The 21,209-nt window shown below is 35.3% G+C and carries 22 protein-coding genes; 17 read left to right on the top strand and 5 right to left on the bottom strand.

The features are described from left to right. The first annotated feature begins 8 nt into the window (after nt 1-8). The 15 genes from gcvH (at nt 9) to tsaB (ending at nt 12,278) form a co-directional block, all read left to right on the top strand. Complete coding sequence (gene gcvH / locus ACFSQ0_RS02850) at nt 9-389, top strand: glycine cleavage system protein GcvH (protein WP_147861585.1); 381 nt, start codon at nt 9-11, stop codon at nt 387-389. Continuing rightward, nucleotides 355-771 carry a VanZ family protein gene (locus tag ACFSQ0_RS02845; protein WP_379043833.1) on the top strand — a complete coding sequence of 139 codons (417 nt, stop codon included), beginning with the start codon at nt 355-357 and terminating at the stop codon, nt 769-771. The genes gcvH and ACFSQ0_RS02845 overlap by 35 nt, the downstream gene beginning before the upstream one ends. Before the next feature lie 47 nt (nt 772-818). Beyond that, nucleotides 819-1,541: an energy transducer TonB gene (locus tag ACFSQ0_RS02840; protein ID WP_379043830.1), complete on the top strand. Its 723-nt coding sequence runs from the start codon at nt 819-821 to the stop codon at nt 1,539-1,541. A 139-nt stretch (nt 1,542-1,680) separates the two neighbouring features. Beyond that, nucleotides 1,681-3,771 carry a gliding motility protein RemB gene (locus tag ACFSQ0_RS02835; protein ID WP_379043827.1) on the top strand — a complete coding sequence of 697 codons (2,091 nt, stop codon included), beginning with the start codon at nt 1,681-1,683 and terminating at the stop codon, nt 3,769-3,771. A gap of 68 nt (nt 3,772-3,839) precedes the next feature. Continuing rightward, nucleotides 3,840-4,742, top strand: coding sequence for a heme o synthase (gene cyoE, locus ACFSQ0_RS02830; RefSeq protein WP_379043978.1), 903 nt, complete (start codon nt 3,840-3,842; stop codon nt 4,740-4,742). Further along, nucleotides 4,733-5,314 carry a cytochrome c oxidase subunit 3 gene (locus tag ACFSQ0_RS02825; protein WP_147861580.1) on the top strand — a complete coding sequence of 194 codons (582 nt, stop codon included), beginning with the start codon at nt 4,733-4,735 and terminating at the stop codon, nt 5,312-5,314. The genes cyoE and ACFSQ0_RS02825 overlap by 10 nt, the downstream gene beginning before the upstream one ends. Nucleotides 5,315-5,359: 45 nt before the next feature. Then, complete coding sequence (locus ACFSQ0_RS02820; protein ID WP_379043824.1) at nt 5,360-6,343, top strand: cytochrome c oxidase subunit 3; 984 nt, start codon at nt 5,360-5,362, stop codon at nt 6,341-6,343. A gap of 18 nt (nt 6,344-6,361) precedes the next feature. Continuing rightward, on the top strand, nt 6,362-6,724 hold the full coding sequence (locus tag ACFSQ0_RS02815; RefSeq protein WP_379043821.1) for a cytochrome C oxidase subunit IV family protein: 363 nt from the start codon (nt 6,362-6,364) through the stop codon (nt 6,722-6,724). 80 nt (nt 6,725-6,804) lie between these two features. Next, nucleotides 6,805-7,464: a hypothetical protein gene (locus ACFSQ0_RS02810; RefSeq protein ID WP_379043818.1), complete on the top strand. Its 660-nt coding sequence runs from the start codon at nt 6,805-6,807 to the stop codon at nt 7,462-7,464. Beyond that, the gene (locus ACFSQ0_RS02805) at nt 7,451-8,077 is read left to right on the top strand and encodes an SCO family protein (protein ID WP_379043815.1); all 627 of its coding nucleotides are present in this window, start codon (nt 7,451-7,453) and stop codon (nt 8,075-8,077) included. The genes ACFSQ0_RS02810 and ACFSQ0_RS02805 overlap by 14 nt, the downstream gene beginning before the upstream one ends. A gap of 1 nt (nt 8,078) precedes the next feature. Beyond that, nucleotides 8,079-8,624, top strand: a complete 546-nt coding sequence (locus ACFSQ0_RS02800) for a DUF420 domain-containing protein (RefSeq protein ID WP_379043812.1) — start codon at nt 8,079-8,081, stop codon at nt 8,622-8,624. Continuing rightward, complete coding sequence (locus tag ACFSQ0_RS02795; RefSeq protein WP_379043809.1) at nt 8,617-8,850, top strand: hypothetical protein; 234 nt, start codon at nt 8,617-8,619, stop codon at nt 8,848-8,850. The genes ACFSQ0_RS02800 and ACFSQ0_RS02795 overlap by 8 nt, the downstream gene beginning before the upstream one ends. 155 nt (nt 8,851-9,005) lie before the next feature. Beyond that, nucleotides 9,006-10,340, top strand: a complete 1,335-nt coding sequence (locus tag ACFSQ0_RS02790) for a TolC family protein (protein ID WP_379043806.1) — start codon at nt 9,006-9,008, stop codon at nt 10,338-10,340. Nucleotides 10,341-10,342: 2 nt separating this feature from the next. Continuing rightward, on the top strand, nt 10,343-11,590 hold the full coding sequence (locus ACFSQ0_RS02785; protein WP_379043803.1) for an efflux RND transporter periplasmic adaptor subunit: 1,248 nt from the start codon (nt 10,343-10,345) through the stop codon (nt 11,588-11,590). Between the two features lies 1 nt (nt 11,591). After that, entirely contained in the window at nt 11,592-12,278 is a 687-nt protein-coding gene (gene tsaB / locus ACFSQ0_RS02780) for a tRNA (adenosine(37)-N6)-threonylcarbamoyltransferase complex dimerization subunit type 1 TsaB (protein ID WP_379043800.1), read from the top strand. 4 nt (nt 12,279-12,282) lie between these two features. On the opposite strand, the gene ACFSQ0_RS02775 is transcribed toward tsaB, so the two are convergent. Next, nucleotides 12,283-13,113, bottom strand: coding sequence for a mechanosensitive ion channel family protein (locus tag ACFSQ0_RS02775; protein WP_379043799.1), 831 nt, complete (start codon nt 13,111-13,113; stop codon nt 12,283-12,285). A 72-nt stretch (nt 13,114-13,185) separates the two neighbouring features. Then, nucleotides 13,186-15,198 carry a thioredoxin domain-containing protein gene (locus ACFSQ0_RS02770; protein ID WP_379043797.1) on the bottom strand — a complete coding sequence of 671 codons (2,013 nt, stop codon included), beginning with the start codon at nt 15,196-15,198 and terminating at the stop codon, nt 13,186-13,188. 118 nt (nt 15,199-15,316) lie between these two features. Here ACFSQ0_RS02770 and ACFSQ0_RS02765 point away from each other — a divergent pair, with 118 nt between their 5' ends. Next, a complete protein-coding gene (locus ACFSQ0_RS02765; protein ID WP_379043795.1) occupies nt 15,317-17,569 on the top strand; it encodes an inorganic phosphate transporter in 2,253 nt (750 codons plus the stop codon). Between the two features lie 83 nt (nt 17,570-17,652). On the opposite strand, the gene ACFSQ0_RS02760 is transcribed toward ACFSQ0_RS02765, so the two are convergent. After that, nucleotides 17,653-18,567 (bottom strand): NifU family protein, encoded by a 915-nt coding sequence (locus ACFSQ0_RS02760; RefSeq protein ID WP_379043792.1) that lies wholly within the window; start codon nt 18,565-18,567, stop codon nt 17,653-17,655. 208 nt (nt 18,568-18,775) lie between these two features. On the opposite strand from ACFSQ0_RS02760, the gene ACFSQ0_RS02755 reads away from it, so the two are divergent. Next, nucleotides 18,776-19,798 (top strand): PorP/SprF family type IX secretion system membrane protein, encoded by a 1,023-nt coding sequence (locus ACFSQ0_RS02755; RefSeq protein WP_379043974.1) that lies wholly within the window; start codon nt 18,776-18,778, stop codon nt 19,796-19,798. Here ACFSQ0_RS02755 and murI read toward each other — a convergent pair. Both murI and ACFSQ0_RS02745 read right to left on the bottom strand, forming a co-directional pair. Beyond that, nucleotides 19,795-20,583 carry a glutamate racemase gene (gene murI / locus ACFSQ0_RS02750; protein WP_379043789.1) on the bottom strand — a complete coding sequence of 263 codons (789 nt, stop codon included), beginning with the start codon at nt 20,581-20,583 and terminating at the stop codon, nt 19,795-19,797. The two genes, ACFSQ0_RS02755 and murI, sit on opposite strands and share 4 nt — an antisense overlap. Nucleotides 20,584-20,670: 87 nt before the next feature. Next, nucleotides 20,671-21,186, bottom strand: coding sequence for an OmpH family outer membrane protein (locus ACFSQ0_RS02745; RefSeq protein WP_379043786.1), 516 nt, complete (start codon nt 21,184-21,186; stop codon nt 20,671-20,673). Between the last annotated feature and the right edge of the window lie 23 nt (nt 21,187-21,209).

Below are 21,209 nucleotides of genomic sequence, written 5' to 3'. Positions count from 1 at the left end.
TTAATATTATGAACATTCCAAATGAATTAAAGTACACTAAAGACCACGAGTGGGTTAAAATAGACGGTGATGTTGCTACTGTGGGTATAACCGATTTCGCGCAAAGCGAGCTAGGTGATATTGTTTATGTTGAGGTAGAAACAGAAGGCGAAGAATTAGCCAAAGATGAAGTTTTTGGTAGTGTAGAGGCCGTTAAAACCGTTTCTGATTTGTTTTTGCCTTTGAGTGGTGAAATCATTGAGTTCAATGAAGGACTAGAAGACGAGCCAGAGAACGTAAATACAGATCCGTATACCGAAGGCTGGATTATTAAAATTAAAATAAGCAACCAAGAAGAAATAGAAGACCTATTAGATGCAGAAGCTTATAAAGAACTTATTGCCAGCTAAACTTTTACTCGTTCTTGCTTTGGTTAATACCTTGTGCATTGTTTACCTATCTTTAACCAGTACGCAGGGTTTACCAAAAGTTCAAATCAATCAGGCCGATAAGATTTTTCATTTTTCGGCCTATTTTGTTTTAAGCTTTTTATGGATTTGGTACGTCTTTAAAGCAGTTAAAAACACTAGGTTTATTTCAATTAAAAAAATAGTTTCTTTACTCGTAATCATTTTTGGCATTTTTATTGAAGTGTTACAAGAAAGTCTTACAAGTTACAGAACTTTTGATTATTGGGATATTTTGGCCAATTCTGCCGGCGTGATGGTCGCATATTGGGTTTCAACTTATTTGATGAGGCCTGAGAAACAAGAAAAGAAGTTAAACTTTTAGATTTTTATCAAAAAATATTTACATTAGCAATTCGTTAAACTCAAGTTATGAAACCAAAAAAGAATCCAAAGAAAGATTTAGGGAGAAAAAGTGTTTTGTTCTTCCAAATTGGTCTTATTCTAATGCTTTTGATTACTTGGCGTGCCATTGAGTGGAAAACTTATGACAAAGAAGCCATAGACCAAGGAGTAGTGCAATTTGACCAACTAGAGGAAGAAGATGTGCCCATTACCGAGATACAAACCCCACCGCCACCGCCACCGCCACCGCCACCAGCACCAGAGGTGATCGAAGTAGTTGAGGATGATGTAGAAATCGAGGAAGAAATTATTGAGTCTACCGAGGTTACAGATGAGCCAGAAATAGTTGAAGTAGCAGAGGTAGAAGAAGCTCCTGAAGAAGTGATTGAGGATGTTCCTTTTACGGCTATTGAGGATGTTCCTTTATTTCCTGGCTGTGAAAAATATAAAACTAACGCCGATCGTAAGAAGTGTATGTCTGATAAAATCAAGAATTTTGTAAATAGTAAATTTAATACAGATCTTGGTTCAGAACTTGGCTTGTCTGGTGTAAATAGAGTATACGTAAGATTTAAAATTGACAGAAACGGAAAGGTTGTAGGTGTTCAAGCTAGAGCTCCGCACCCAAGGTTGCAAAAAGAAGCCGAGCGTGTTGTGGGTATGTTGCCTAATATGGTGCCCGGTAAACAACGTGGTAAACCAGTTGGTGTTTTGTACTCACTTCCTATTATTTTTCAAGTGCAAGATTAATCTTAATCTTATTCAATATAAAAGCCTTCAAGAATTTGAAGGCTTTTTTTATGGTTTTTAAAGTTTTAATTTTAGACGCTAAGCTTTGCGCTATAAGCCACTTAGTTTTACATTTGTGTACTCAACTATTTTTAAATCTATGGCTAATTTCAATTTGCTTTTCTTCACGCTTTTACTGGCTAACCTAACTTTGGCTCAACAAACGACCCAAAGAATAGAGCAATTTCCCGTTTTTGATTCTTGTGCTACTCAATCCGAAAAGGAAATAGAAAATTGCTTTTATGAGCGATTAAACGAATTGGTGTATGAAAATTTTAATATACCAGCCAATCTGAAGGATATAGAAACCCAAATCGATGTATTATTCGAGGTTGATAAATCAGGAAGTTTTAATGTGCTTTATGTGACTAGCGTTCATAAAGCCTTGAAAGACGAAGTGTACCGCAGTTTTAACTCATTCCCTAAACTGAAACCAGCGGTTTTTAACGGCAAACCCACCTATATGCAGTTTCGCTATCCTATAAAACTACCTTTAGAAACACCAAAAAAAACTGTTCAAGAAAAGGCAATCAACAAAGGAAGTCAAGAAATTAAACTTCAAGAATACGATTTAGTCAACCAAGCTAAAGTGCCCTATACAAATCCAGAATATGAAAGCCAAATCACTATTCCGTTATCCCACGAAATATACAATCGGTTCGATAAGGAGTTAAATCAGTTGGGAAGTAATGCTCATACTTCGGTCAAGCCGATGACTTACAATCGCGTTAATGCTTACTATGATTTTAAAACCGAACATGAAAAACTAAAATTACCTCTAAAATCGTGGTTTGGTAAAAAGTTTTTTAATGAGCATCTGGTGCGTTTACAAACCGAAGATTACTGGTTTACCGCAGATGTTGCGGCAGACCTTCAAATAGGTAAAGATTTTGACGCTGATTTTAATTCGACTTACAATAATACTCGCGCCGCTGTAATACAAGGAGGGATTGGCTCTAAGTTTAATTTTTATGCAGCGGTTTATGAGAGTCAAGGACGCTTTGCCAACTATTTTAATGAGTACGCTAATAGTATTCGTCCAGATGGCGGAAATCCTGCCCTAATACCGGCAAGGGGAATTGCAAAAGATTTTAGAACCGATAGCTACGATTATCCTATCGCTGAAGGTTATATTTCTTACACCCCAAATAATTATTTTAATTTACGATTAGGACATGGAAAAAACTTTATTGGCGACGGTTATCGCTCTATGCTATTGAGCGATAATGCAAGTCCGTACCCATTTTTCAAAATTAACACCAGTTTTTGGAAAATTAAATATACCAATATTTGGATGAGTTTGCGTGACATAAGGCCTGCAGTGACGGAGTCTGGCTCTTTTCGAACAAAATACATGGCCACTCATCATTTAAGCTACAATGTAAGCAAGCGATTAAATATAGGATTGTTTGAATCTGTATTATGGGAAAACGATAACGATCGAGGTTTTGATTTTAACTACTTGAATCCGGTTATTTTTTACCGTGCCATAGAATTTTCAACAGGTTCTAGAGGAGGAAATGCCTTGATCGGTCTTGATGCCAAATACAAATTTTCAAATCAAATTAACGCCTATACCCAAATGATGATCGATGAGTTTTCATCTTCAGATATTTTTGGAGGCCAGCAGAGTTACAAAAACAAGATTGCCTATCAATTGGGCCTTAAATTATATGACTTTGTTGGCGTACGCAATTTAAATTTACAGGTAGAATATAATCAGGCTCGACCTTACACTTACTCTCATAATACAGTAGTTTTAAATTACGGTCATAACAATCAATCTTTGGCGCATTTATGGGGTGCTAATTTCAGAGAGTTTTTATTCATAACTCGCTATAAGCAAAAACGCTGGTATGGCCATGCTAAATTTATTTTAGGAAGACGCGGTTTAGAGTTGGAAGCAGATTTAGATCCGTTTTACGGCGGAAATATTTACGGAAGTGAAGACCAGCGAATAAGTGATAAAGGAAACCAAATGCTACAAGGGAACACCGCAGACTTTTTTTATGCTGAGACAGAGTTGGGGTATTTGCTTAATCCGGCTACAAATTTAAAAGTGTATGCTAATTTTATTTATCGAAACTTGACACCCGATATTGAAAATACATTCCTGCCGTCTACAGGCACTACTACCTGGTTAAATTTTGGGTTTAGAACCGACTTATTTAATTGGTACTACGACTTTTAAAAATATAGCAGCAAGCTTTGTCTTTACCGCTTTTAAGCAGTATCTTTGCAGCTACAATTTTTAGAAGATTGAGCAAGACCATAGAAAATACTTATCAGGTAAATCGGTTAACCGATTTTAAAGAAATTACCAAAATGCGTTTGGCGGTAAGTGTGGTTTTTTCTTCTATTGCTGGTTATTTTCTAGGAGCCGATAAAATTAATTTTTTTACGGTTTTATTGCTAGGTATTGGAGGTTATATGATGGTGGGTGCAAGTAATGCTTTTAATCAAGTTTTAGAGCGTGATTTAGATGGATTAATGAGCCGTACCAAAAACAGGCCTTTACCAGCAGGTAGAATGAGTGTGAAAATGGCGCTGTTTATTGCTGTTAGTTTCACTTTATTGGGGTTGGCTGTTTTGTATATCATCAACCCTGTAACGTCTATGTTCGGTGCGATATCAATCTTTTTGTATGTAAGTGTTTACACCCCATTAAAAACAAAAACACCACTTTCTGTATTTGTAGGTGCCTTTCCAGGAGCAATACCATTTATGCTTGGCTGGGTAGCCGCTACAAATGATTTTAGTATCGAGCCAGGAACGCTTTTTATGATTCAGTTTTTTTGGCAATTCCCGCATTTCTGGGCGTTAGGCTGGTGGTTGTACGATGATTATGAGAAAGGTGGATTCTTTATGCTGCCAACGGGAAAACGAGATAAAGGGACTGCGATTCAAATTATACTCTATACAATTTGGACGGTGGTAATTTCACTAGTACCCACACTAGGGGTTACCGGCAACTTATATCTGAGTCCGATTGCAGGGGTATTAATATTTTTACTTGGCGCAGGTATGATGTATTATGCCGTGAAATTATACCGTGATAGAGACCAGAAAACGGCTAAGCAGCTTATGTTTGCTAGTGTTAGCTATATTACCTTACTACAAATAATTTATGTTTTAGATAAATATATTCGCTTATGGATTTAACAGATGGTACCGAGAGAGAAAAAATAGCACGGTCAAAAAAAATGATGTTGTGGTTCGCAATCATAAGCATGGGTATGATGTTTGCCGGACTTACCAGTGCATTTGTGGTGAGTAAAGATCGGCCCGATTGGATTGAAGATTTTCAATTACCAGCGCCTTTTTTGTACAGTACAATTGTTATTTTGCTAAGTAGTGTTTGCTTACTTTTTGCTAAAAAAGCCGTAAAGAATAATGAAACCAAAAAAGCTGGTTGGTTACTTATAGCAACCTTTGTTTTGGGTAGTGTTTTTGTTTGGATGCAATTTCAAGGATTTATGGAAATTTTGGGTGAGGGGTATTATTTTACAGGAAGTGCGAGCAACATAACTTCATCTTTTATTTATTTAATTGTTATATCTCATATCGCCCATATAGTGGCGGGTTTAATCATTTTATTGGTCTTAATTTATAATAATTCTAAACAGCGCTATAAATCTGGTCAAATGCTTGGATTAGAGCTAGGTGCGACCTTTTGGCATTTTGTAGATGTCTTGTGGATTTATCTGTTTTTCTTTTTATATTTCTTAGGATAATAAAATTAACTATTTTTGCTTAATATTTAACACTAATTTCTATTTATGGAAGCTACTGTTGCCCAAACAGGCACCGAAGGAAAAACTTGGGGTGGAGGAAATAAACCACTTGGAGCAAGTTATGGAAAATTAATGATGTGGTTTTTTATTGCATCAGATGCGCTTACGTTTTCGGCGTTTTTAGCAGCTTATGGTTTTTCAAGATTTAAGTTTATAGACTCTTGGCCTATAGCCGATGAGGTGTTTAATCACTTTCCGTTCTTACACGGGGTTGACGCACCCATGTACTATGTGGCGTTGATGACTTTTATTCTAATATTTTCATCGGTGACCATGGTGTTAGCTGTAGATGCAGGACATCATATGAACAAAAAGAAAGTTACACTCTACATGTTTTTAACCATTATTGGTGGTTTGGTCTTTGTAGGATCGCAAGCTTGGGAGTGGAAAAATTTTATAAACGGTACTTACGGTGCGGTTGAAACACGAGGAGGTCAAATTTTACAATTCGTAGATACCGAACACGAGCGCGTTGCTTTAGCAGATTTTGCTAAAACCTTACCTCAGGATCGTATAGAACACCAGCCTAGCAATGGTGTGTGGTATGATGCTGATAAGCAGACGTCTGCTAGTTTTACTGTAGAGGAAATTACTAAGGGATTTGAAGCTAATCCAAATATATTGGTTCGTATTCAGCAATTAGATGAAAACGGTAAGAAAATTGTTTTATCTAGAGAAGCTTCATTGGCAAAATTAAAGAATGATGCTGTTACAACCGTAGAAGGAGCAAACCTTACCCATAATGAATATGGGCCACCATTGTTCGCCGATTTCTTTTTCTTTATCACAGGATTTCACGGTTTTCACGTTTCAATGGGTATCATCTTAAATATTATAATATTCTTTAATGTTTTAGTAGGTACTTATGAGCGAAGAGGAAGTTATGAAATGGTAGAAAAAGTGGGATTATATTGGCACTTTGTAGACTTAGTTTGGGTATTTGTATTTACTTTCTTTTACCTTGTTTAATAAAAAACACAATTAAAAATGGCACACGATTCAGCACATACTAATCAATCAGCGACAAAGCGAATTTGGTATGTATTTATGTTACTCTCGGTAGTAACTATTGTAGAGGTGGTATTGGGTATTTTTAAACCTGCATTCTTGGTGCAGACCGATATCTTGTATATGCATCTTTTAAATTGGATATTTATTATTTTAACGGTGTATAAAGCTTATTTAATTACTTGGGCCTTTATGCATATGGAAGGTGAAAAGAAAGGCTTGAGACGTTCGGTAGTATGGACAATAGTTTTCCTAGTATGTTATTTGGTTTTTATACTTCTTGCAGAAGGAGTTTATATTCACGACGTTTTTGCTAACGGGTTTGTAACCTGGAATTTCTAATAGAAACATAAGTTAAATCATAGAAAAAGGCGGTTTTATTGAACCGTCTTTTTTATTTTTGTAAAAGCAATTTTGTTGTTATGAAAAAATATTTTGTGCTTACCTTATTGTTTGCATTGCCTATTGTAGCTTACTTATTTTTTTCTTCAGGAATCAATCATTTTGCCATTCTTCCCACTTTAACCAAACCTATTTCTGAAATCGATAATTTTCATACTTTTCAAAATGAAGAAGTGCGTTTGAAAGACCATATTAGTGTTCTCTTTTTTATGGGAAATAGGGTTAAGGAAATGGAAGGGCATGCCTTTAATCTCAATGAAAAAATTTACGATAAAAACTATCAGTTTAAAGATTTTCAATTTGTGGTATTGGCTGAAAATGGGCAAGAACAAGCGGCGCAAGATCTACTAAATCAATTAGGTGCCACCATAGATGTTAAGAATTGGAAATTTGCTTTTGGTTCTCAGAGGGATATTCAAAGGATCTTTGAAAGTTTGCAAACACCTCTACAATTAAATGAAGGTGGTGCTAATGAACACGTTTTTATTATTGATAAAGAGTTAGCTTTACGCGGAAGAAAGGATGAGGAAGACAAAAGTCTAGTTGAAAACTATGGATATGATACCTCTTCTGTGGCGGAGCTTAGCAACATTATGAGCGACGACATTAAAGTGATTTTAGCCGAATATAGATTGGCCACTAAAGGAAATGCAATTAAAGATAACGATGAAAAATTATAAATACATTGGTATAACCTTTATTATTCTAATTTTCGGAATTTGGGCGGTTCCTAAAATAGTTGATCGCTTTAGCGGTAATAAAGTTGCTATGACAGTAATAGGTAAGGTGCCTAGTTACCAGTTGACCAATCAAGATGGTAAACTTATTTCTGATGAAGACTTTAAGGGTAAGGTTTACGTGGTAGAGTTCTTTTTTACAACTTGTCCTACTATTTGCCCCGAAATGAATGAAAATATGACAAAAATTCAAGACGAATTTTTTGGTAATCCCAATTTCGGTATAGCCTCTTTTAGTATTAATCCAGAATACGATACGCCAGAGATTTTAGCTGCCTATGCCAAGAAACATGGTATATCTCATCCTAATTGGCATTTGTTAACCGGTGAACGAGACGCCATATTCGAATTAGCCAATCAAGGTTTTAATCTTTACGCAGCTTACAACCCTAAGGTAAAAGGTAATTTTGAACATTCAGGATATTTTGCTCTAATTAATAAGCAAGGTGAGATTGTTTCTCGTCTCGATGAATATGGTAATCCAAAAGGTTATTACGATGGGTTAGACCCGAAAGATCTAAACATGCTTAAATCTGATATAAAAAAGCTTTTATAAAATGAAAGAAGTAATTCAAAAGGGTAAAGATAAAATTGTAGTCCCAATTATTATCACCTTATCTATTGCAGTGCCACTTGCAGTGTTAGTCCTGCTCAATCTTCCTACTAGGTACGATTTATTAGGTTTAGATATAGGCACCTATCCTTTTTTTCATGCAGTTTTAAATGGGATTACCGCAATACTGTTGTTAATGGGTTATGTATTAATCCGTAAAGGAGAAAAACTACTTCATCGCAATGTAATGATTACTGCTTTTGTTTTGTCTTGCGTGTTTTTAATTAGTTATGTTTTCTCTAAATTAAGTAACGATCCTGTTCCTTATGGAGGAGAAGGATTTTTAAGGCCATTGTATTTTTTTATCTTAATTTCGCATATCGTGCTTTCTGCTATAATAGTACCATTGGTCTTGTTTACCATGTATAGAGGTTTAACAGCAGAATATAAGAAGCACGTTAAAATAGCTCGATATACTTTTCCTATTTGGTTTTATGTGGCTGTAACAGGAGTTTTGGTGTATTTATTTATGTTACCTTATTATGGATAAAAAATTAGTCTTTTTTTTGTTTTTCGTAATGTTTATTGGTTTGATATTGCCAGTCAATGCACAATGCGCCATGTGTCGAGCAGTATTAGAAAGCGACCCTGATGGGACAGCCGCTAAGTCGATAAACAATGGAATTATGTATTTAATGGTTTTTCCTTACCTTTTGGTTGGAGGGGTTGGCATAGCGGTTTACCGAACCTTAAAAAACAGAAAAAAGGAAGCATAGTGACGCGCTTTTTGTAACAAAATTCCATCATATTCGTCCTATGATTAGTAGGTTTTAAAAGTAGAGCAAAAGGAGATTAAGTTGCTTATGGTGATTTATTTGATCCAGTTGTAACAATTAACCTACTTTTTCTACTTATAAATTAGTAAATTGTAATGATGCGAATAAAAACTTTACTACTTGGCTTAGTTTGTCTTCCGGCTGTACTTTTTAGCCAAGAAAAAAAATGGACGCTGAACGAATGTGTTAAGCATGCCTTAGAGAATAACATCAGTATCAAGCAATCTGAGTTAGATTTGGAAAGTGCTCAGTACGATAAAAGAGATGCTATAGGTAAATTTATACCAAGTCTTAATGGTTCAGCATCTTACTCTGCAAATACTGGAGCTAACATTAACCCGGTTACCAATCAGTTTGAGAATGAAGTTTTTACTTCTTTTACTACAGGGTTTAATTCTTCACTTACTTTATTTGACGGTTTAAGGAACATTAGGCAGCTTCAAAGAGCCAAATTAGCTCAATTGGCTACGCAATATCAACTTGATAAAATGAAAGATGATATTAGTCTTGCCGTGGCAAACGCCTATTTAAACGTCTTGCTTAATAAAGCCAATCTATCATCGCTGCAAAGTCAAAACGAGGTTAGTAAAGAGCAGCTAAAGCGTACAGAAGATTTGGTAGAAGGTGGCGTACTACCAAAAGGGGATCTTTTAGAAATAAAGGCCAATATGGCTAATGAAAAGCAACAAATAGCCATAGCGCGTAATACTGTAAAAATCGCTTTAATTAATCTAGCGCAGCTGTTGTTGGTTAAAGATTATGAAAATTTTCAAATTGTTGATGAAGGTTATGAACTGGTTTCAAATGAAGTGGCTAACCAACCTGTGGCATCTATTATCGCTTCCGCGGAAGAGAATAGACCAGAACTTAAAATTGCAGAACAAAATCTAGCCATTGCTCAAAAAGATGTGCAAATTTCTAGAGGAGCATATTATCCTACATTAACCGCTTTTTTTGGTTATAATACACGTTATTCAGATAACGATTTCTTTGAACGCTCTTTCACGACGCAGTTGTATCAAAATGATGGTATTGGGTATGGAGTGCAATTAAATGTGCCTATACTTAATGGTTTGGCCACTAGAAATAATGTGGCTCGCAGTAAAATAAATTTAGAAAGAAGAAAGTACCAATTAGAACAAGCTAAATTAGATTTAGAGTCTAATGTATATCAAGCCCACGTAGACGCTCAGGGAGCTTTAGAAGCCTATGAAGCGGCTCAAGAAGTGGTTAAATCACAAGAATTGGCTTTTGATTACGCCCAGCAACGCTACGATGTTGGTCTTACCAATGGTTTTGACTTTACTCAAGCTAAACAAAGATTAGACAACGCTATTATTGAGCTTAATCGTGCTAAATACGACTATATTTTTAAACTAAAGGTTCTTGAATTGTATTTCGGAATTGATCCGCAAAATTTAAAATTATAAAAATGAAAAAAAAGAAAATACTTGTAATTGTAATAAGTGTAGTGGTTTTAATTGCCTTTTTAATAGGAGGGAAAAAAGCGGGTTGGTTTGGAAAGGCAGATAACCTTAAACAGGTTGAGGTGGCCCTTTTAGAAAAAATGAACTTGGTTGAAACGGTGTCAGCAACGGGTAAAATACAGCCAGAGGTAGAGGTTAAACTATCTTCTGAAGTTTCAGGTGAGATTATCGAACTTCCAATAAAAGAAGGACAACGCGTTGAAAAAGGTGATTTATTGGTAAAAATTAATCCAGATTTATACCAATCTAGTCTACAGCGATCACAGGCGAGCTACCAAAACATTAAGGCCAATCTAGAGCAAGCTAAGGCTAGCCTTAAGGAAGCTGAAGCTAACTATAACCGAAACAAAACTTTGTTTGAAAAAGGGGTTATTTCGCAAAGTGAATGGGATGCAGTGCTTTCCAGATACGAGGTAGCTCAAGCCACAAAGAAAAGCGCCTATTTTAATGTGCAAAGCGCCGCAGCTACGGTCAATGAAGCAAAGGATAACTTAGGAAGAACTACAATTTATTCACCTATGTCGGGTACAATTTCAAAATTAGACGCCGAATTGGGGGAGCGTGTAGTAGGAACCCAGCAAATGGCGGGTACAGAGATATTACGTGTCGCAAACCTAAACGAAATGGAGGTTGAGGTAGATGTGAATGAGAATGATATCGTAAAAATAAACGTAGGTGATTCCGCTATAGTGGAGGTTGACGCTTACTTGGATAAAAAATTTAAAGGATTGGTAACGGCTATTAGTAATTCTGCAAACGATGCGCTTTCTGCCGATCAAGTAACTAACTTTAAGGTGAAAGTGAAAATTTTAAAAGAATCGTATGCCGATTTATTAGCGGGTAAAGGAGAAAACTATTCTCCTTTTAGACCAGGAATGACAGCGACGGTAGATATTATTACCAATAATAAAAAAGATATTCTAGCAGTGCCTATAAGTGCAATTGTTATTAAAACAGATACGACCAAATCAAACACCTCTGGTTTAGATGACAAAACTTACGAAGCGGTATTTGTTAAAGAGGAAGGAAAAGCAAAGTTACAAGCAATTAAAACGGGTATTCAAGATGAAACCAATATCGAGATTATTGAAGGTCTTAAAGAAGGAGATAAAATAATTACAGGTCCGTATAGTCTGGTAACTAAGAAATTGAAAGACGGTCACGCGGTTGAAGAAATTAAAAAATCGAAATAAATTGGCATTATTATTAGCATTAGAAACAACAACTACCAATTGTTCTGTTGCGTTGTGGAAGGATGAGAAGTTAATAGATTTAATCGAAGATCGCACTCCTGGATATTCCCATGCTGAATTGCTTCATACTTTTATTCAGAAAATAATTGAAGACAATGGTTTTTCATTAAAAAGTTTAGATGCAGTAGCCATAAGTAAAGGTCCAGGGTCATATACTGGATTACGAATTGGGGTGTCGGCGGCTAAAGGTTTGTGTTATGCCTTAGATGTTCCGCTTATTGCCATTGATACTTTAGAGGCCCTAGCTATGCAGTATAATAAAGAAACGCATGGAGAGGTAGATAAAGTTATATCCTGCCTAGATGCTCGCCGAATGGAAATTTATGCCGGTTTTTATTCGGTGAATTCGAAATCAGATACTGGCTTAACAACAATTAAACCCGTTGAAGCTTTAATAATTGAATCAAATTCTTTTCAAGATGAAAAGAGACAGCGTCTATTATTTTTAGGAGAAGCTACAAGTAAGTTGTCCGAAAAGATAGAGTCTAAAGATAATTTTACTTTTGTTGAAGCACAACCCTCTGCAAAAGAAGTAGGTATTTTGGCTATGCGAAAATATAAAATAAGCGACGTAGAGGACGTCGCTTATTTTGAACCATTTTATTTGAAAGATTTTAAATTAGGGTAATTCCTTATTCAGGTTTGCTAATAATATGGATGTCTCTCTGCGGGTAAGGAATACCAATTTCGGCAGCATCTAATCTTCTTTTAGCCTCTTCGATGGTATACCAGTGACAATCCCAGAAATGCTCATTGAGTGCCCAAAAACGCAAAGATAAATTAACTGAATTATCGGCTAATTCTGTTACAACTACTTGTGGTGCAGGATCACGCATAATATTTTCTTGCTCTAACATAAGATTCTCTAAAATATCTTTAGCTTGTTTTATATCTGCATCATAAGAAATACCTATAGTAATAGCATCTTTACGCTTTCCTTCAACAGTGTAGTTAGTAATGTTATCATTGGCTAAAGGGCCATTAGGTACCGTTACCAATTGATTTCCGAATGTATTAATCTTTGTATAAAATAAAGAGATTTCTTTTACAGATCCAGAAACACCTTGAGCCTCAATCCAATCTCCTATTCTAAAAGGTTTTAAAATAACTATAATTACACCTCCTGCAAAATTAGCTAAAGAGCCTTGTAAGGCCAAACCAATAGCTAAACCAGCAGCACCAATAACTGCAATTATACTAGTGGTCTCTATACCGATTTGATTAATAGCTGTAATGAACACAAGGATTTTAAGCGTATATTCAATAATTTTGGTTAGAAATTGTTCCAACGCAATACCATAGTCTTTTTTGCTTAAAATTTTCCGTACGTATTTAACAATCACTTTAGAAAGCCACCATCCAATAATTAAGATGACAATTGCGGCTAATAAATTTGGTAAGAAATCGATTATTTTATCGATATACTCTTTCGCGTAATTTTCAAATTCAGTAATATTCTCCATATTTTAATTTTTTGTTTGTCGCATAATATGAAACAAAGTGCTTTTTTAAAATTTTTATTCGTTTAATTTTTGTTAATAATTATTACCCAGTAAGAGCTTTAAGGCTTCCTGTAGATTTGATACAGATGGGAGGCAAGCTTTTTCTGTGCAGATTAATACTTCTTCCCTTACTGCGTTCTTTGCGCTTGCTTTGCTTGTATTTGTCGTACGGTAAAAGTTAATAAGTGCTTTTCTTTTGCTAAACGCAGACCATAAATTTTCGTTGGTTTTCACCAAAAAAAACGGAAAATCTCGTTTCAACTGGTTTTGCAGCCATTGAGAATAGTCGCTAGGAGAGTGCATAAAATCTGAAAAGATGCTATCCTGCATTTTTTCAAAATGTTCTTGATATGCAGTTTTGCCCGTAAGCAATGCTAGTTTATGTAGATTCTCACTCATAATAGCATTGGCACTAGGGACAACGTTATCGCGCAAAGCAATTGGTTTTACAAATAAATCTTCGTTATGAATTTCGGCATAATTGAAAAAGATATCGGTCTTCTCTTTGAAGTTCTCAAAACAAAATTGGATTAGCTTTATAGCAATGTCTAAATAATTAGGTTTTAGACTAATTTCATGCATTGTAAGTAAAGCTTGAATAAAAAACGCGTAGTCTTCTAGGCTACCTGCTTTTTTATGTTGGTGCTCGTGTAATTCTTTATAAAGTCTAGTACCGTCATAAGTGAGCCGGAGTATTTTATTTATGGCTTTTTGACATCGAATTAAAAGTGATTGTTCTTGTGTAGTTTTATAAACATTTAGATAGGTTGTAATGGCCATAGCATTTAAGGATAGCATTTTTTTATGGTCAAGCTGTGGTTTTGCTCTTTTTGCTTTGCTGGCTTTTAATGTTTGTAAGCATTCGTTTATTTGTTTTTCTGCCTCTAACTTCGATAAATTAAATGATTTTGCAAGGCTTGAAATGGATTGACTTTTAAATAAAATGTATTTTCCATTCTCCCAATATCCTTTAGGGTTGATGTTAAAGTAACTGGCAAATAAATCGTACTTTTCTTTAAGCAATTCTTGAAGTTCATCTTTTTTCCAAGTATAATAAGCTCCTTCTTCGCGCTCTTCTTTCATATTAAGGCTGTCAGCATCTAGAGCAGTAAACCATAAATAATCACTATCACTCAATTGCTGATCAATGAAAGCGAGTGTTTTTTTATATGTATTTTCAAAGGATTTTTCTTGAAATACTATATAAGCTTGGTGGTACACATCGATGAGTTGAAGGTTGTCGTATAACATTTTCTCAAAATGGGGGACATGCCAATTTTGATCTAGAGCATAGCGTGAAAACCCACCTTCAATATGATCATGGATTCCTCCGCGTTCAATTTTTTTTAAACTTAATTTCAGATAATTATTCAAATTATCGTCTTGGGAAATATGAGCGTATCTCAGTAAAAATAAATGCTGGTTAGGCATCATAAACTTGGGGATGCCCAAGTCACCTCCATAGGTGTAATCGAGTTGATTCTTCCATTTATTTAAAAGCAATTTAAAATCTACCTTTTTTTTTAACCCCTTATTACTTGTATTAGGTAGCTGTAGTTTTGATATACTATCCTTTAAGGTGTCTGCGTATTCTTGCATCGAATTAGGATCTTTTTCAAACAAAGCATTTATCTGCATTAAGGCACTTAACCATGGTTTCGCTTTTAAAAATGTACAACCCCAAACTGGCATCTTGTTGGGTAGGGCTATAATATTTAGGGGCCAACCCCCTTGCTTAATCATAAGCTGCAGACTTTGCATATAGAGATGGTCGACTTCGGGATGAACCTCACGATCTACTTTTATAGCAACAAAATGTTCATTCATAAATTTAGCTACCTCCTTGTTCTCGAATACCTCTTTTTCCATTTCGTGACACCAATGGCAGGTAGTATAACCTATACTAATTATCAGCATTTTATTTTTTTCAATAGCATAGTTTAATACGTCATTACTCCACTCTTGCCAATTTATCGGGTTGTCGGCGTGTTGTTTTAAATAAGGGCTATTGGAGTTTTTGAGGTTATTGGATTTAAAATTGATCATAATTATTATTTTTTTTCGGGAAGAAGGTAAATTGAAAATTAATGTTTTGGTAACATTGGGTTGATAAGTAATTAAAAATAAAAGCAGGAATTTTGCACCCAATTAGGTAAACAAATTTATGGAAACTTTTTACATTATTGTTTTAGTTATATTATTTGCTTTAGCCATTACAGATTTAGTAGTGGGGGTAAGTAATGATGCTGTAAACTTTCTAAATTCGGCCATTGGTTCAAAAGCTATTTCCCTAAAGACAATTATGATTGTAGCTAGTATAGGGGTGGCCGTAGGAGCAATCTTTTCAAGTGGTCTTATGGAAGTAGCAAGAAAAGGAATTTTCGATCCTAGTCAATTTTATTTTGATGAAATCATGATCATCTTTCTAGCAGTCATGATTACCGATGTACTATTGCTCGACTTCTTCAACTCCTTGGGCTTGCCTACGTCAACCACGGTATCAATAGTATTTGAGCTGTTGGGCGCTGCTGTAAGTGTGGCTGCCATCAAATTATACGAACAATCTCAGAGTTTTGATCTAGTTTATAATTATATAAACACGGCAAAGGCTTTAGAGATAATTATGGGTATTTTGCTCTCTGTGCTCATTGCATTTACAGTAGGAGCAATAGTTCAATACCTATCGCGTCTAGTGTTTTCTTTCCAGTTTGAACGTAAAATGAAATATGTAGGTTCTGTTTTTGGAGGGGTATCTATTACAGCGATCACTTATTTTATTTTTATTAAAGGGATGAAAAGCATCTCCTTTATTCCGGGGTCGGTTAAAGATTTTGTAAACGACCAAACCTTGATAATAATAGGAATTAGTTTTTTGTTTTGGACACTTGTTTCGCAGTTAATGATGAGTTTCTTCAAAATAAATATCCTGAGAGCGATTATTGTTATAGGAACCTTTGCACTAGCCTTGGCTTTTGCAGGAAATGACTTGGTTAACTTTATAGGGGTTCCTATTGCGGCTTGGCAATCTTACGATATTTGGATGGCCAGTGGGCAAGCACCAGGGCAATTAGATATGATAGGCTTGGCTGGCGCGGTGCAAACTCCTGAAGTACTATTGATTGGCGCTGGAGCTATTATGGTTATCACCTTATGGTTCTCGAGTAAAGCTCGGGCGGTAGTAGATACGGGTATAAATCTCTCTAGACAGGGAGATGGAGCCGAGCGTTTTGAACCGAATAGCCTTTCAAGGGTTATCGTAAGGTATTCGGTAATTATTAGTAATAGTATCACCCATATTTTACCTAATCGTGTTACCAGCAGTATCGAATCTAAATTTCAAAAGCCAAAGGAGTTATTGAATGACAGAAGAATTGATGCGCCTGCTTTTGATATGGTTCGGGCCTCTGTGAATTTGGTGGTAGCTAGTATTTTAATTTCAATAGGTACCAACCTTAAGCTACCCTTGTCTACTACATACGTTACTTTTATGGTAGCTATGGGTACTTCGTTAGCTGATCGAGCTTGGGATCGTGAAAGTGCGGTTTATCGTGTGGCAGGAGTAATAAATGTAGTTGGCGGTTGGTTTGTTACTGCCTTGGTAGCTTTTGTGGCAGCTGCGATTTTCGCCATGGTGATATGGTACGGAGGTATGGTGGCCATTTCGTTATTAGTTGGACTAGCAGTGTTTTTAATCGTTCGGGGAGCAATTCTTCATAATCGTAAAAAGAGACTGGAACAAAGTAAAAAACGATTTAACAGAAGCGATATCATTACTATTAATGAAATTACTCAAGAGACTTCGCAAAATGTTTCGAATGTAATTAAAGGTATTAATAAAAGATACAGTAAGGTCATAAACCATTTGGGTTATCACGATCTGAGTAAACTTAAAAAAGATAAGAAACGTTTGAATGAGCTTGATGGAGAAGTGGAAGAGTTGAAAGATAATGTTTTCTATTTTATTAAGTCTTTAGAAGATAACTCGGTTGAAGCTAGTAAATTCTATATCTTATTTTTAGACTATTTGCAAGACATGGTACAGTCTATCGGTCTTATAGCACAATCAAGTTACAAACACGTAAACAATAATCATAAAAACCTGAAGTTTAATCAAATTAGAGATTTAAAAAGTGTAGATCGGGATATGCAGGTGCTTTTTGATGATATCATTGAAACCTTCGATAGTCATTCGTTTGAAAATATTAACCGAATTCTGGAAGAAAAGCAGAAGTTAATGGACAAGGTGTCTGAATTAATTCAAAAGCAAATTAATCGCATCAGAACCTCAGAAACGAGCCCTAAGAACACTAAATTATATTTTGGTATTTTATTGGAAACAAAAGATTTGATCAGCGCTACGATGAATCTGTTACAACTTTTTGATGACTATTATCAAGACGCTAAAAGAGAGCTGTAGATTTGCAGTTAAAGGTTGAAATTTAAAAAGGAGGCTTGTGTAAGCCTCCTTTTTAAATTTTTATATCTTTTGAGCCTACGGTATTAGCCATTTACAGCTTCTACACGGCCAATTTTATCTTGTAGCATTTCCTTTAATACGTTTTCAATACCATTCTTTAGTGTAATAGTAGATGAAGGGCAACCACTGCAAGCACCTTGTAAGATAACTTTCACCGTTTTTGTGTCAGCTTCATAAGAGTCAAACATAATGTTACCGCCATCACTGGCTACAGCCGGCTTCACGTATTCTTCTAGAACAGCAATTATTTGCTTTGATATAGAATCTAAATCTTTTGAAACATGTGTTTGGCTTGTTGGCTGTTCTGTAGCATTTTTGGCCTCACTATGCTTTACTTCGTTATTTAAAACTGGTTTGCCTTCTTCTAAATAGTTTTTAATAAACTCCCTTAATTCTAAGGTGATTTCATTCCACTCTGCAATATCGTACTTTGTAATCGAAATATAATTGTCATCTAGAAATACTTCCTTAACAAAGGGGAAATGAAAAAGTGCCTGAGGTAGTGGGGCATCTTTGGTTTCATCTATATTCTTAAACTCATTGCTTTGGAGTACAAGCTTTTTGTTTGCAACAAATTTTAAAACAGCAGGGTTTGGGGTACTTTCGGCATAAACCGTAATTGCAATTTTTTCATTTTGGTCTTTATCATTTACAATTGCCGTTCCTTGGTTTAATAAATCGGTTATTTTAGCCTTTAATTCATTTTGAATCTCTGGCCAGGGTGCGATATTAAACTTTTTAACTGCCACAAAATTTTGAGCAATATAAACCGTTTTTACAAAGGGTAAATGAAAAAGAGCTTGAGCTAAAGGTGAGTCTTTGGCCTCATCAATATTGTTATATTCGTAGGATTTATGATTGACCAAAAACCGATCGGCTTCAAATTTTAGTATATCTGGATTTGAGGTGTTTTGTATTTCAATAGTATAATTTTCCATAGCTTTAAATTTCATACAAAAATACTAAAAGAAATACTATGAATTCAATATATTTACCCAATTATAATTTATAGCTATAAACAATAAAAGCTTAAAAATTCACGTTGAATTAAGAGTAGTGTTAATTTTATTTTAAAAAAAAGCCAAAATAAATTTTTTACTTACTTGCATTTTGTTTTAATTTGGAGCAACAACACCCTAAATGAATATGAAGTTTAATAAAACCTATTTAGTTTTTGTATTTTTTGCCTTTTCATTATTAGGCTTTAGTCAAGAACGAGGAATTCCCGTTTACAGTGATTACCTTACAGATAATATGTATTTAATGCACCCCTCTATGGCAGGAGCAGGATTACTTACTAAAGCAAGGCTTACCGCAAGAAGACAGTGGTTTGATGTAGATGATGCGCCTACTTTAGAAACCCTGAGCTTAAATGGTAGATTGAGTGATAGTAACATTGGATTAGGTGGTATTTTATATAATGATAGTAACGGTAGATTTTCTCAACAAGGGGCTTATGCTACTTTTGCCTATCACTTATTACTTTCTAGAGATCGTGTAGATTTAAATCAATTATCATTTGGTTTAAGTGTTGGGGTTTTACAAGAGAAACTAGATGAAAGCGACTTGATTGGTGGCACCAATCCTTCAGACCCTAATATAGCTGGTATTGAGCAGCAAGATTCTTACTTTAATATTGATTTTGGTGTTTCTTACTATTACCTTGAGTTCTTTACGCATTTAACGGTTAAAAACCTAATTCCGCAAAAGCGTGATATTTTTGCAGAAGATTTTGAAACTGATAATCAGCGTCAATATTTATTTACCCTGGGTTATACCATAGCACCTTATGCTAGTGATTGGTCTTTTGAACCTTCGGTAATGTTTCAAATGAAAGAAGAAACTGCAGAAGCTGCCGTAGACGGAAACTTTAAAGTTTATAGACAATTTGACTTTGGTCAATTATGGGGAGGTTTGTCTTATAGAAGGAGTTTAGATGGAGCTGAGTATACTGAAGATGGTGCAGCTACGGTTGAAAATCAAAAATTACAATACTTTTCACCCTTCTTAGGGGTTAATTATAACCAATTTATGTTTGCTTACACGTATACCTATCAGGCTAACTCTATCGTGCTAAGTAACGCTGGTTTTCATCAAATCACTTTAGGATATAATTTCGGAGGAGGAAAAGAGAAGTACCACTGTAATTGTCCTGCTATTAATTACTAAAAATCTTTATAACCAACTAAAAACCGCTCCTCGGATTGAAGAATTTCTTCTATAATCCGGGGATTTTTATTGCTAAAAAAAATACATTTTTCACCGCGGTCTTGCCGGAGTAAATTTAGCTTTTCAAGTAAGTTTTTTGTTTGTTGAGCGGCTGCCCGACCTGAATCAATAATTTGCACGTATGGGGGAACAATTTCCTTAAGAATGGGCATAAGATAAGGGTAGTGACTGCAACCTAAAACTAAGTAATCTATATTTTCTTTTAGCATAGGAGAAACAAGCTCTTTAACCAATTGCTTTAAGGCAGGCTGTTGTAAATCGCCTGTTTCAATTAAAGGTACCAAGCCTTCGCCCACCACCTCTATTACTTTAGTGCTGCGCGTGTACAAATCTGATGTTTTTATAAACAGCTCGCTTGCCAAAGTACCCTTTGTAGCTAAAATACCAATCGTTTTATTTTTACTATTTAAAGCGGCTGGTTTTATAGCGGGTTCTATGCCTACAATGGGTGTGCTATATTTTTCACGCAACACTTTTATAGCATTGGTGGTCGCGGTATTACAAGCTACCACAATTATTTTAGCGCCCATTTCCAAAAGCAATTCGGTATTTTTAATAGAAAGATTAATGATCTCTTGCTGACTTTTAGCCCCGTAGGGAGCGTTTTTGCTATCGGCGAGGTATATCACTTGTTCTAGGGGTAAAAGCTTATGAATTTCTTTGAAAATGGATGTTCCGCCAATTCCCGAATCAAACATACCTATAGGTGCGTGCGTTTTTTGCATTGCGTCAACTTCTTGGTTAAGTAGTAAAAATAAAAAAGCGTTTCTTAAATAGAAACGCTTTAGAAAATAATATTTGATAAATCAGGTTTACATCCCTAATTCTTTCTTTACATCATTAAGTAAGTTGTACCCATCTGCAAGCAATACTCCGCCAGCTCCAGTGGTAGAATCAAGTACATAGTCAAATCCTTTAGCACGGGCTACTTTTTGAATGGCATTTCGAGCTTTTTCATACACGGGTCTTAGTAATTCAGTTTCTTTTTTTTGCAATTCCCTTTGTGCTGTTTGTTGAAATTGAACTATTTTTTCTTGTGTAGCTTGTAATTCCCTTGCACGAGCTGCATTCTCCTCATCTGTTTTGGTAGGAGCCTCGTTCTGGTAGCGCTGGTTTTTGCTTTGCGCTTCTTTTAGTAGATCGTCTATTTCAGAACGATAAGTTTGCTCCAGCTTTTCTAATTGCGACATCGCCGATTTATAACCAGGCATAGACTCAATTAACTCTTGTGTTCCTATATGAGCAATTTTTGAAGTTTGTGCTTGAGCAAAATTCAAAGCACCAAGCATAAGCGTTAAAGCTAAAAATACGGTTTTAAATTGTTTCATCTTTTCTTAATTAATTTGATTTT

The organism is Mesonia sediminis, assembly GCF_042684705.1.
GTDB classification, from domain to species: domain Bacteria; phylum Bacteroidota; class Bacteroidia; order Flavobacteriales; family Flavobacteriaceae; genus Mesonia; species Mesonia sediminis.
Note: the sequence above shows the minus strand (reverse complement) of the source record. Positions and strands in the feature narration are given on the sequence as shown.

What these genes read in the sequence shown, in the direction of transcription:
- gcvH (WP_147861585.1), top strand. Translation starts at nt 9, where the DNA reads ATGAACATTCCAAATGAATTAAAGTACACTAAAGACCACGAGTGGGTT.
- ACFSQ0_RS02845 (WP_379043833.1), top strand. Translation starts at nt 355, where the DNA reads ATGCAGAAGCTTATAAAGAACTTATTGCCAGCTAAACTTTTACTCGTT.
- ACFSQ0_RS02840 (WP_379043830.1), top strand. Translation starts at nt 819, where the DNA reads ATGAAACCAAAAAAGAATCCAAAGAAAGATTTAGGGAGAAAAAGTGTT.
- ACFSQ0_RS02835 (WP_379043827.1), top strand. Translation starts at nt 1,681, where the DNA reads ATGGCTAATTTCAATTTGCTTTTCTTCACGCTTTTACTGGCTAACCTA.
- ACFSQ0_RS02825 (WP_147861580.1), top strand. Translation starts at nt 4,733, where the DNA reads ATGGATTTAACAGATGGTACCGAGAGAGAAAAAATAGCACGGTCAAAA.
- ACFSQ0_RS02820 (WP_379043824.1), top strand. Translation starts at nt 5,360, where the DNA reads ATGGAAGCTACTGTTGCCCAAACAGGCACCGAAGGAAAAACTTGGGGT.
- ACFSQ0_RS02815 (WP_379043821.1), top strand. Translation starts at nt 6,362, where the DNA reads ATGGCACACGATTCAGCACATACTAATCAATCAGCGACAAAGCGAATT.
- ACFSQ0_RS02810 (WP_379043818.1), top strand. Translation starts at nt 6,805, where the DNA reads ATGAAAAAATATTTTGTGCTTACCTTATTGTTTGCATTGCCTATTGTA.
- ACFSQ0_RS02805 (WP_379043815.1), top strand. Translation starts at nt 7,451, where the DNA reads ATGAAAAATTATAAATACATTGGTATAACCTTTATTATTCTAATTTTC.
- ACFSQ0_RS02800 (WP_379043812.1), top strand. Translation starts at nt 8,079, where the DNA reads ATGAAAGAAGTAATTCAAAAGGGTAAAGATAAAATTGTAGTCCCAATT.
- ACFSQ0_RS02795 (WP_379043809.1), top strand. Translation starts at nt 8,617, where the DNA reads ATGGATAAAAAATTAGTCTTTTTTTTGTTTTTCGTAATGTTTATTGGT.
- ACFSQ0_RS02790 (WP_379043806.1), top strand. Translation starts at nt 9,006, where the DNA reads ATGATGCGAATAAAAACTTTACTACTTGGCTTAGTTTGTCTTCCGGCT.
- ACFSQ0_RS02785 (WP_379043803.1), top strand. Translation starts at nt 10,343, where the DNA reads ATGAAAAAAAAGAAAATACTTGTAATTGTAATAAGTGTAGTGGTTTTA.
- ACFSQ0_RS02775 (WP_379043799.1), bottom strand. Translation starts at nt 13,113, where the DNA reads ATGGAGAATATTACTGAATTTGAAAATTACGCGAAAGAGTATATCGAT.
- ACFSQ0_RS02770 (WP_379043797.1), bottom strand. Translation starts at nt 15,198, where the DNA reads ATGATCAATTTTAAATCCAATAACCTCAAAAACTCCAATAGCCCTTAT.
- ACFSQ0_RS02765 (WP_379043795.1), top strand. Translation starts at nt 15,317, where the DNA reads ATGGAAACTTTTTACATTATTGTTTTAGTTATATTATTTGCTTTAGCC.
- ACFSQ0_RS02760 (WP_379043792.1), bottom strand. Translation starts at nt 18,567, where the DNA reads ATGGAAAATTATACTATTGAAATACAAAACACCTCAAATCCAGATATA.
- ACFSQ0_RS02755 (WP_379043974.1), top strand. Translation starts at nt 18,776, where the DNA reads ATGAAGTTTAATAAAACCTATTTAGTTTTTGTATTTTTTGCCTTTTCA.
- murI (WP_379043789.1), bottom strand. Translation starts at nt 20,583, where the DNA reads ATGCAAAAAACGCACGCACCTATAGGTATGTTTGATTCGGGAATTGGC.
- ACFSQ0_RS02745 (WP_379043786.1), bottom strand. Translation starts at nt 21,186, where the DNA reads ATGAAACAATTTAAAACCGTATTTTTAGCTTTAACGCTTATGCTTGGT.